This is a genomic window from Methylobacterium sp. WCS2018Hpa-22 (assembly GCF_031843785.1).
Taxonomy (GTDB): Bacteria; Pseudomonadota; Alphaproteobacteria; order Rhizobiales; family Beijerinckiaceae; genus Methylobacterium.
Map to the genome: position 1 here is coordinate 202,632 of NZ_JAVTJA010000012.1, position 9,172 is coordinate 211,803.

Consider the following 9,172-nt stretch of genomic DNA (forward strand, 5'->3'; position numbering starts at 1 on the left):
GGTCAGACAGCGATGTGCCGGGACAGGGTGGCGTGGTCCAAGGTCTCGCGCGTGCCCCGTTCGACCACGTTGCCGCGCGAGAGCACGACGAAGGAATCGGCGAGGCGAACCGCGAATTCGAGATATTGCTCCACGAGGAGCACGGTGATCCGGCCTTTGAGCTCTTCGATCACGGTCTCGATCGCCGAGACGATGGAGGGTTGAATGCCTTCCGTGGGCTCGTCGAGGAGGATGAGGCGGGGGCGTGTGCTCAGCGCGCGGGCGATGGCGAGTTGCTGCTGCTGACCGCCCGAAAGATTGCCGCCGGGCCGGTTCCACAGGTCGCGCAGGGCCGGGAACAAGGCGACCGCTTCATCCACGGCGTCGGTGCGGTCCAGCCCATGTGCCCGGGCGGCGACACGCAGGTTCTCGGCCACGGTGAGGTCGGCGAAGATCTCGCGCCCTTGCGGCACGATGGCGAGGCCCGCCCGCGCTCGCCGGTCGGGAGACATGTCGGTGATGTCGGTCTCGCCGAGGATTATGCAGCCACGGCTCACCGGAATCAGGCCGGCAAGACAGCGCAACAGCGTCGTCTTGCCGGCGCCGTTGCGGCCCAGCACCGCCATGCAGGAACCCGGCTCGATGGACAGGTCGACGTTCCGCAGGACTTGCGCGCTGCCGTAATGCTGGTCGAGGCCGGTGACGGACAAGCCGAGCGGAACCGGCGACAGGGAGGGGGACACGTCGCTCATCGGCCGAGGAACACCTCGATGACCCGTGAATCGGCGCGCGCACCCTCCATCCCGCCCTCGAACAGGGTGCGGCCCTCGTGAAGCACGGTCACCCGGTCGGCGATCGCCTCCACGAAAGCCATGTCGTGCTCGATCACCAGGATGGCTCGGTCGGGCCGGCGCAGGGATCGGATGAGATCGGCGGTGCGTGCAGTCTCGGCATCGGACAATCCTGCTACCGGCTCGTCGAGGAGGACCAGCTTCGGCTGCGAAGCCAGGACCATGCCGATCTCCAACCATTGCTTCTCCCCGTGCGCCAGGGAACCGGCGAGGGTGTCCGCACGCGTCTCCAACCCGGTCTCGGCGAGGGATACCGCGATGCGGTCGGATCGCTCGGAGATCGGGCAATCGAGGCCACAGCCGATCTCGAGGTTTTCGCGCACGGTCAGGGCAGGAAAGACGCTGGGCTTCTGGAACTTGCGACGCACGCCCGCACGGGCGATCTCGGCCTCCGAGCGGCGGGTCAGGTCGAGGTCGTCGCCGAGCATGATGCGGCCCGAGGTCGGTTTGGCGATGCCCGTGATGGCGTCGAGAAGGGTGGTCTTGCCGGCGCCGTTCGGACCGATCACCGCCCGGACCTCACCGGGATCGATGGCCAGCGACAGCTCGTCCAGGGCGCGGAACCGCCCGAACACGACGCTCAGATTGTCGATGGTCAGGGCGCTCATCCGAGCCTCCCGCCGCGCTGCAACCAGGTCGGCTTCAGGCGCAGGGCCGCGAGGTCGAGGAGGCCGTTCGGCAGCCCCAGCACCACGACAAGGACGAGCCCCGACAGGATGAAGGGCCACGCCTCCGGCATCGCGGCGCTCAGCCAGAACTTGAGGGCGTTGACCGCCACGGCGCCGATCACCGCGCCGCCGAGCCGCCCCATCCCGCCGATGGCGACCCAGACTGCGATCTCGATGGAGAGATCGGGGCTCAGCACGCGCGGGTTGATGATGCCGACCTGAGGCACGTAGAGGATCCCGGCGATGGCGGCGATCGTCGCGGAGAGGCACCAGATCCCGAGCTTTAGGCGCGTCGTACTGTAGCCGAGGGTGCGCAGGCGGGCCTCGTCGTCGCGGCTGGCCAGCATGCGCCGGCCGATACGGCCGACCACAAGGGCACGCGTGCCCACGAGGATCAGGGCCAGGGCCAGCAGCGTCGCCACGGTCAGGCCCATGACCATGCCGGGCGCGCCGATGGGATAGCCGAACAGGAGCGGGAATCCGGTCATGCCGTTATTCCCGCCGAGACCGGTATCGTTCCGGAACATCAGCAGCATGGCGACATAGACCAGGGCCTGGCTGATGATCGAGAAGTAGACGCCGTTCACCCGTGAGCGGAACGAGGCATAGCCGAACAGGAAAGCGATGGCGGCCGACAGGACCAGGGCCACGACCAAGGCATACGGCGCGCTCGCGAGACCGGACCAATAGAGCGGCAGGGTCTTCCAACCCATGAACTGCATCAGGTCCGGCGCCACGCCGGTGACGGCATAGGCGTGGGAGAGCAGGTGCATCGCGCAGACATAGCCGCCGATGGCGAAAAACAGGCCATGCCCCAGGCTGAGAATGCCGAGATAGCCCCAGACCAGATCGAGGGAGACGGCGAGGATCGCGAAGGCCGCGAGTTGGCCGACCATGTTGACGAGGTAGGGGGCGGGGTGCAGCACAAGGATCGCGAGCGCGCCGGCGAGGACGAGACCGATCACCGCCGCCAGCAAGGGATCTCCCCTCAAAGCGGGATGAAGCCAGCTGAACGCCGGCATGGGCTGAGATGGTGTCATCCGCGAGGGTTCCACGGCCTCGCTCATCGCCGACGCCTGACGGCGAACAGCCCTTCGGGCCGGCGCTGGAGGAAGAGGATGATGCCCACGAGCACGATGACCTTGGCGGCGACCGCGCCGTAGAACGGCTCGATCAGGACGTTGGCCCCGCCGATGCCGAGGGCCGCCACGAGGGTGCCGATGACGGTACCGACGCCACCAAGCACCACCACCATGAAACTGTCGACGATGAAGGTCGCGCCCATGCCCGGATTGACGCTGTAGATCGGGCAGAGGGCCACACCGGCGAGCCCCGCCAGTCCCGAGCCGAAGCCGAAGGCGAGGCGGTCGACCCGGCGGGTGCGGATGCCGAGACAGGCCGCCATGTCGCGATTCTGCGTCACCGCACGGATGTCGAGGCCGAGCGGCGAGCGCTTCAGGATCAGGAGCGTCAGCACCAGGGTGATCGCCGCGAAGGCGATGGCGAAGAGCCGGTTCCAGGTCACGATGAAATCGGCATAGAGCGGCACGCCGCCGCTCACGTAGGACGGCATGGCGAATTGCAGGTTCTGCGATCCGAAGACCACGCGCACGAAATTGATGAGGAACAGGCTCACGGCCCAGGTGGCGAGCAGGCTCATCAACGGTCGACGATAGAGGTGACGCAGGATCAGCGCTTCGATGACGATCCCCACCATGGCGGCGGCGAGGAAGGCGACGGGGATCGCCGCGAGGAGGTAGAGGTCGAGGAAGCCCGGAGCGAAGCGGCGGAGCGCCTCCTGCACGGCATAGGCCGCATAGGCGCCGACCATGATGAACTCGCCCTGTGCGAGGTTGATCACGCCCATCAGTCCGAAAATGATCGCCAGCCCCGCGGCGGCCATGAACAGGATGCTGGCGAAGCTCAAGCCGTTGTAGAGGAGCGCGAGGCCGTTGCCGATCCACACAGCGCGTTCGACCTTGGCGATCGCGGCCTCCAAAGCCGCACGGAAGGCGGGGTCGGCGCGATAGGCCGGATCACTCTTCAGGGCGGAGAGCCGTGAGAAGGCAGCACCCGAGGGAGCCTCGGCCACCGCCTGGATCGCCGCCAAGCGACGCGCCGGATCGGGCGAGGACAAGGCCGCTCCCTGTGCCGCCACGCCGATTGCCGTCTTTAATCCGGCATCGCTCTCGTTGTCCTGCGCCCGCACCAGCACGGCATCGGGGACGCCCGCCATGCGCCGCTCGACGGCTGCCAACCCCTTCCGTCGAAGCTCCACCGTCTCGCCCGCAATCAGGGTCGAGATGCCGAGGGCGGTCTCCACGAGGCCGCGCTGGCGGAGGCCGAGCACCGGCGAGCGTCCGCCATTCGTGGAACGAACGCCGCCGCTCACAACCTCGCGCCCGTCCGGTGCCCCGGCCTTCTCGAGCAGAACAGCCGTATCGCCGAGGCAGACGAGGCGTCTCTCAAGCAAGCCGCCCAGCAGGATGCCGGCGAAAGCGAGATCCTCGGCCGTTACCTCACCGCTCGACCGGATCAGCGCATCGAGCACCCGGCTCTGCGCGGCCCCGTCACCGCACAGACCGACGGCGAAGCCCGCGCGCTCGAAGCTAGGCGACGCTCCGAAGGCCGGCTGCATCAGACCGGCGACGAGCAGGATCGCGCCGCAGAGCCAGGATTTCAGGCTCTCAACCATACGGGCTGAACGGCACGGGTTTGGGGGCGTCGGGCGATTGCCAGAGGATGTCGAAGCCCTGCTTCTCGTTGACCGAGCCGATGAAGACGCCGCGGGCGACGTAGTTGTTCTCTCCCGTCATCGTCAGGGTGTAGCCGGAGGGATCGGCGAAGCTCAGGCCGGCGAAGGCCTTGCGCACTTCGGGCACGTCGAAGCTCCCGGCCTTCGCCGCCGCCAGGGCCCAGAGCTGAACGCTGTCATAGGCCGAGACCATCGGATCGATGACGGTGTCGGCGCTGAAGGGCACGGATTTGGCCTTCACGTAAGCAGCCCAATCCGCAAGGAACCGGGTATTGGCCTCCGCCTTCGCCGCCTGGAGATAGGCCCAGCAATTGAGGTGGCCGACGAGAGGCGCCGTATCCAGTCCTTCGAGATCGGCCTCCACCATATCGAGGCCGAGGATCGGCACATCGGTGGCCCGGATGCCCTGGTTGGCGAATTCGCGCAGGAAATCCGGAATCGACGAGCCCACCACCGTGAGCACGACAATGGGCTGCCCACCCGGCTCGGCGGCGAAGCTGCGGATCTGGTTCACCAGGGTCTGGAAGTTGGAGAAACCCAGGGGCACGTATTCCTCGCGCCAGGCCGTCGCCGCCACGCCCTTCGATGCCCAATAGGCCTTGAGTTGCTTGTTGATCGTGCGCGGCCAGACGTAATCGGAGCCGATCATGAAGAAGCGTTTGGCCCCGACGCCCTCGGCACCCATCAGGTAATCGACCGCAGGCAGCACCGAGCTCGCCGGCGGTGAATTCACGTAGACGACGTTCTTCGAATTCTCGTCGCCTTCGAAATGAAGAGGATAGAACAACAGCCCGTCATTCTGCTCCACCACCGGTAGGACCGACTTGCGCGAGACCGAGGTCCAGCAGCCGAACAGGGCGGCGACCTTCTCCTGCTGCAGCATCTGCCGGCCGATCTGGGCGTAGAGCGGCCAATCCGAGGCCGGGTCCGAGGTCACCACCTCGATCCGGCGTCCGTTGACGCCGCCCTTGGCGTTGATTCCATCGGCCGCCATGCGCACCACATGATTCAGGCGGCCTTCGATATTGGCCATCGTGCCCGAGGAGGAGAACAGGCATCCGAGCTTGACCGTGTCGGCTGCCCAGGCCGGACGGATGATTGCGGGGGCGGCGAGCGCCGCCGCGGTCCCGATGAAATGACGCCTCGTGACATCGACCATGGGCTTCGAACCTCCCCCGATACGACCCGAAGTTTCCAATTCCTCAGGACTGAACGGAAGGTCAAATAGGCTGCATGGCCCCCCCTGGGATGCGCAAAAGGTCATCGGACCGCCTGCAACATGGGCTGGATCTGATGCAAAACGTCAAAATTCGCATTTGCGCCGCCAGCTATTCGCCGGCCTGACCTCCCATTCCACGGTGCGCTTCTTGCTGGTGAATCTTGCTCGAAGCCAAACCCCATCTTCGATCGCGAAGGTCTACACATGCGTCGATGCCGACACACCGATCAGGAGGTCGCCTTTCTCCTTAGGGAAGCCGAGAATGGCACTCCCATTTCGGCCATCTGCGAGACGGCTCATATCTCCGTCGGCACGTTCTACCGCTGGCGTCGCCGCCTCGGCGGTCTACCGCCGGCAGGCGTCGCCCATCTCGGGCAGATCGAACGCGAGAACGCCGCATTGCGGGCCGAACTGGCTCGCCTGAGGCATTCCTTGCTCGCCCTGACCCCACGTTATCCCGATCACCGGGTGGATCTCACGACCAAAGCCCTCGACCGCGCTGAGACGCCCCCAGCCCATGGCGAAGGCGTGCGCTATCGCGGAGAAGCCGCCACGGTCGGTCGCTACGCCTTCGTGCGCAGCGCCAACTGAAGCCCGGTTCCGTTACGGGAGAGGTTCGTCGAGGATCGGACCATGCCGGCGTATCGGGGGCTGGTGAGATGCATGGACGTGCGTACCTAACGCCGCTCCGGATGGCGATCCGAGTCTCGCATGGCGAAACGCCGCTTTGACCGCCGACACCGTTGCGCGGGGCCACGGCTTGGGTTAGGTGTCATCCACGGTCAGCACCCGTAGCTCAGCTGGATAGAGCGTTGCCCTCCGAAGGCAAAGGTCACACGTTCGAATCGTGTCGGGTGCGCCAATTTTTCGACGAATTAGGATTTGAACTCATAACCAATAGCTGATGGTTGCAGCGATGCAGGCAGCTTTGAGTGAGTGGGCTGCAGACCCGTCGTATCGCGTGGCGCTGCGACGGAAGTCCTTGATGCGGCCGAACATGCGCTCGACGGCGTTGCAGCCCTGGTAGAGGACCGGCGAGAAGCAGGGCTTCCAGCGCCGGTTGGACTTTGGCGGGATGTTGGGGGCGGCTCCTGTCACTTCGATCTGCCGGCGAATGGCATCGCTGTCGTAGCCTTTATCGCCGAGCAGGATCCGGCACCGGGCGAACGTTCGATGAGCAAGGCTCCTGCCTTGCGGTCCGCGACTTGTCCGCCCGTCAGTAGGAAAGCGAGCGAGCGGCGCTGAGCCGCTCGGTTCAGGTGGCCAAGTCACGACCTGCTTTGCAGGCGGGCGGTGGAACGCTCCTGCGCCGGAGGCACGCGTTTCCGCCGACTCGTCAAGGATGACGAATGGTATTCCAGCTCGCTCGCAGATCTCCACATCTGGGCCTTCGTCTGTCTTCTACTCGAACAGGCTGTTCAACTCGCAGACAGTCGATAACAGACGAGATTCGATAGCCATCAGATCTGTCCGGGCTGGCAGCCATAGGGTGGCACCGAGCGCGGGAAGCGTTCTTTGATGCGCTCGCAGCCCCACGACCGCAGCGACTCTGGCAGGCGGCGATTCACTTCGATGCCAACCTCGTCATAGGGCGTTTGTCCGGCCGTGACGTAGCTGTACCAGCGCCAGCCCAGGGTGCCGACGCCTGCGAGCAGGATTGCGAAGGCCACCGTCGCGGCCAGCCCCAAGCGTGACTGCGCAGGTCTCGTTTTATCTACCATGCAGACCATGTCCTCGATGTTCGTGCGATCCTGACAACGCTCTGCTCCCTCGCGGGGAAGAGCCCGTTGCGACCGACAGGATGATGGGGGCTCCCTTACAACACCCATTCAACGGATGGCCATGCTGCCGCTCTGTGAAAGACGGACGATCGGCTTGGCAACAACGTCAACGCCTCTCAGCATCCGCCCGGATGCCTAGCCTTTTTGATGTAAAAGGTATGTATTAACCCAAAGAATTTTCTCCGCCTCATGGGCCAAACCAGCCGCTCTTTTCTACGTTGTCTGTCCGCACGGCACGAGGGGAGCTCGTTTGATCGTGCCATGCTAAACGTGATGGACAAAAATCCGCAATGATACATCAGCTTGTTTACTATAGCCGAAACGTTGTTGCCGGCAACGATCGCTCCATGCTTATGAATTTGCGTGACATCGTCTCGGCCTCACAACGCAACAACAGCCGTGATGGGATTACCGGTTTTCTCATATTCGATAAAACCTGGTTCATTCAGGTTCTTGAGGGCGACCAAGCGCAGGTGAGTAGCACCTATACGCGCATCGCCCGCGATCCGCGCCATACAAGTGCTACCATTCTGGATGCACGGAACGTTCAGGGCCGTTCCTTTCCCAACTGGACCATGGGTGGCGCCATGCGAACCCCAGAAGTTGAAGAAATTTACTTGCAGCATGGCATCGGAAGCTTCATCGACCCGACGCGCCTGACAAGCGGCAAGGTCGTCGCCCTCGCCCTCGATCTTCAGGCTTTCGATGCCGCGAAACGTCAGACTCAGCGGCTCGCGAGTTGAAGCCTGCGCGACCAGTCCGGGTACGGCGTTTGACGCGGTCCGACCGCAGACATGGTGGCGCGTCCACAAGGCTGCGTGCCCGCACTCGACTGGTCTCAAGTCCCGGTGCATGACCCAAAGCCCGGCCCTCTGAAACGATCTCGCGAGCGCTCGCGTCTCGCGGGGCCGGTTCTCTTCGGCGTCGAGTTCGAGGGCGGATGCGGCAGAAACGGGAATATGGGCGTGTCCCTGCGGTGGATCGGTGCAACGGCTGGCGGCATCCTGGCCCGCTTGGCCATGGTCGCCGCCCTACCGTGGCGGCGTGCCGGCAAGGCTCGCCACGCAGGTTTGGGACGGCTTGCGGCGAGGCGAACCCGTGTCGACGGCCGGATCATCCATGCCAGGGTCTCCGTCGATTCCGTGCCGGATGATCGACTACCCGTGATCCTGGTCCATGGGCTGGGAATGTCCGGCCGATACATGGTTCCGCTCGCGAGGCATCTTGGCCCTCACCTGAAGGTCTACGCCCCCGACCTGCCCGGCTTCGGCTTGAGCGAAAAGCCCCGGCACGTGCTCACCGTTCGCGAACTCGCCGATGCGCTGGCCGCCTGGATGCAGGCCTTCGACCTGAAGCGCGCGGCTTTTATCGGCAACTCGCTCGGCTGCGAGATACTGGTCGAACTGGCGATCGTTCACCCCCACCTCGTCGACCGCCTGGTTCTGCAGGGGCCCACGCCAGACCCGGAGGCGAGGAGCCTCTTCCGGCAGGTTGCGGGGTTCCTGGCCATCGCGCCGTTCGAGCGCTGGTCGCTGGCCTGGGTGGCGCTGAGCGATTATGCGCGGGGCGGGATCAACCGATACATCCTGACCTTGCACAGCATGGTCGGCAACCGCATCGGAGAGAAGGCGCTCCGCGTCATGCAGCCCACGCTCGTGGTCTGGGGTGCCCGTGACTACATCGTCCCCTACGCGTTCGTTACGATCCTCGCCGAAAGCCTGCCGCGCGGACGCCTTGCCGTCATTCCCGGTGCGGCCCACGGGATCAACTACTCCCACCCCGAGGCATTCACTGCCGTGCTGCTCCCTTTCCTCCTTGCCGAAGGCGACAGGTCTGCCGCGCAGAACCAGTCCTAGAGCGCTCACCGCCGAAGTGGATGCCGGTTCGGCGAAAAAGAGCGCGGCAAAACAAAGGCCTAG

Annotated in this window: 10 protein-coding genes and 1 tRNA gene; 4 read left to right on the forward strand and 7 right to left on the reverse strand. The window is 65.0% G+C overall.

Going from position 1 to position 9,172, the window contains the following annotated elements; translation table 11 throughout:
* Positions 1-2 precede the first annotated feature (2 nt).
* Genes urtE through RQI43_RS17285 form a run of 5 tightly spaced genes read right to left on the reverse strand, consistent with a single transcriptional unit; the run spans position 3 to position 5,412 of the window.
* On the reverse strand, positions 3-731 hold the full coding sequence (gene urtE, locus RQI43_RS17265) for an urea ABC transporter ATP-binding subunit UrtE (RefSeq protein WP_311275950.1): 729 nt from the start codon (positions 729-731) through the stop codon (positions 3-5).
* Positions 728-1,438, reverse strand: a complete 711-nt coding sequence (locus tag RQI43_RS17270; protein ID WP_056428213.1) for an ABC transporter ATP-binding protein — start codon at positions 1,436-1,438, stop codon at positions 728-730. The genes urtE and RQI43_RS17270 overlap by 4 nt, the downstream gene beginning before the upstream one ends.
* Positions 1,435-2,538, reverse strand: a complete 1,104-nt coding sequence (gene urtC / locus RQI43_RS17275; protein WP_311275951.1) for an urea ABC transporter permease subunit UrtC — start codon at positions 2,536-2,538, stop codon at positions 1,435-1,437. Before urtC ends, RQI43_RS17270 begins: the two co-directional genes overlap by 4 nt.
* Positions 2,539-2,561: 23 nt before the next feature.
* The gene (gene urtB / locus RQI43_RS17280; RefSeq protein ID WP_311275952.1) at positions 2,562-4,193 is read right to left on the reverse strand and encodes an urea ABC transporter permease subunit UrtB; all 1,632 of its coding nucleotides are present in this window, start codon (positions 4,191-4,193) and stop codon (positions 2,562-2,564) included.
* The gene (locus tag RQI43_RS17285) at positions 4,186-5,412 is read right to left on the reverse strand and encodes a transporter substrate-binding protein (RefSeq protein ID WP_311275953.1); all 1,227 of its coding nucleotides are present in this window, start codon (positions 5,410-5,412) and stop codon (positions 4,186-4,188) included. Before RQI43_RS17285 ends, urtB begins: the two co-directional genes overlap by 8 nt.
* A 264-nt stretch (positions 5,413-5,676) precedes the next feature.
* Here RQI43_RS17285 and RQI43_RS17290 point away from each other — a divergent pair, with 264 nt between their 5' ends.
* A complete protein-coding gene (locus tag RQI43_RS17290) occupies positions 5,677-6,063 on the forward strand; it encodes a transposase (protein ID WP_311275954.1) in 387 nt (128 codons plus the stop codon).
* A 194-nt stretch (positions 6,064-6,257) separates the two neighbouring features.
* Positions 6,258-6,334: transfer RNA gene (locus tag RQI43_RS17295), tRNA-Arg, on the forward strand.
* Positions 6,335-6,360: 26 nt separating this feature from the next.
* On the opposite strand, the gene RQI43_RS17300 is transcribed toward RQI43_RS17295, so the two are convergent.
* Together RQI43_RS17300 and RQI43_RS17310 are read right to left on the reverse strand one after the other, a co-directional pair.
* Positions 6,361-6,852, reverse strand: coding sequence for a transposase (locus tag RQI43_RS17300; RefSeq protein ID WP_405030649.1), 492 nt, complete (start codon positions 6,850-6,852; stop codon positions 6,361-6,363).
* 80 nt (positions 6,853-6,932) lie between these two features.
* Positions 6,933-7,193 carry a hypothetical protein gene (locus RQI43_RS17310; RefSeq protein WP_311275955.1) on the reverse strand — a complete coding sequence of 87 codons (261 nt, stop codon included), beginning with the start codon at positions 7,191-7,193 and terminating at the stop codon, positions 6,933-6,935.
* A 350-nt stretch (positions 7,194-7,543) separates the two neighbouring features.
* Between RQI43_RS17310 and RQI43_RS17315 the strand changes: the two genes are divergently transcribed.
* The gene (locus RQI43_RS17315; protein WP_311275956.1) at positions 7,544-7,996 is read left to right on the forward strand and encodes a BLUF domain-containing protein; all 453 of its coding nucleotides are present in this window, start codon (positions 7,544-7,546) and stop codon (positions 7,994-7,996) included.
* Between the two features lie 222 nt (positions 7,997-8,218).
* Positions 8,219-9,109 (forward strand): alpha/beta fold hydrolase, encoded by an 891-nt coding sequence (locus tag RQI43_RS17320; protein ID WP_311275957.1) that lies wholly within the window; start codon positions 8,219-8,221, stop codon positions 9,107-9,109.
* Positions 9,110-9,172: the final 63 nt, after the last annotated feature.